The organism is Citrobacter sp. wls711 (assembly GCF_005281055.1).
GTDB classification, from domain to species: Bacteria; Pseudomonadota; Gammaproteobacteria; order Enterobacterales; family Enterobacteriaceae; genus Citrobacter; species Citrobacter gillenii.
Window position 1 is genome coordinate 1 of record NZ_SZXC01000012.1, and the last position, 338, is coordinate 338.

General features: G+C 46.2%; 1 protein-coding gene. It reads left to right on the forward strand.

The features are described 5' to 3' along the window. Positions 1 to 147: 147 nt before the first annotated feature. Positions 148 to 338, forward strand: a 191-nt coding sequence (locus tag FDW98_RS05650) for a GTP-binding protein (RefSeq protein ID WP_021498352.1), incomplete at its 3' end; no start/stop codon positions are given.

Genomic DNA, 338 nt, shown 5'->3' on the forward strand with positions numbered 1-338 from the left:
CCCCAGTTCGACTCTGGGTATCAGCACCACTTCACTTCTCCTTCCCGTTTCTCTCTGTTTACTTTTAAAAGCATTCAACAGTTCAGGTATATTGCCTGGTTGATGTGGTGATATCACCGATTTATCCGTGTCTTAGAGGGACAATCGATGTCTAAAGAAAAATTTGAACGTACTAAACCGCACGTTAACGTCGGTACTATCGGCCACGTTGACCATGGTAAAACAACGCTGACTGCTGCAATCACTACCGTTCTGGCTAAAACCTACGGCGGTGCTGCTCGCGCATTCGATCAGATCGATAATGCGCCAGAAGAAAAAGCACGTGGTATCACCATCAA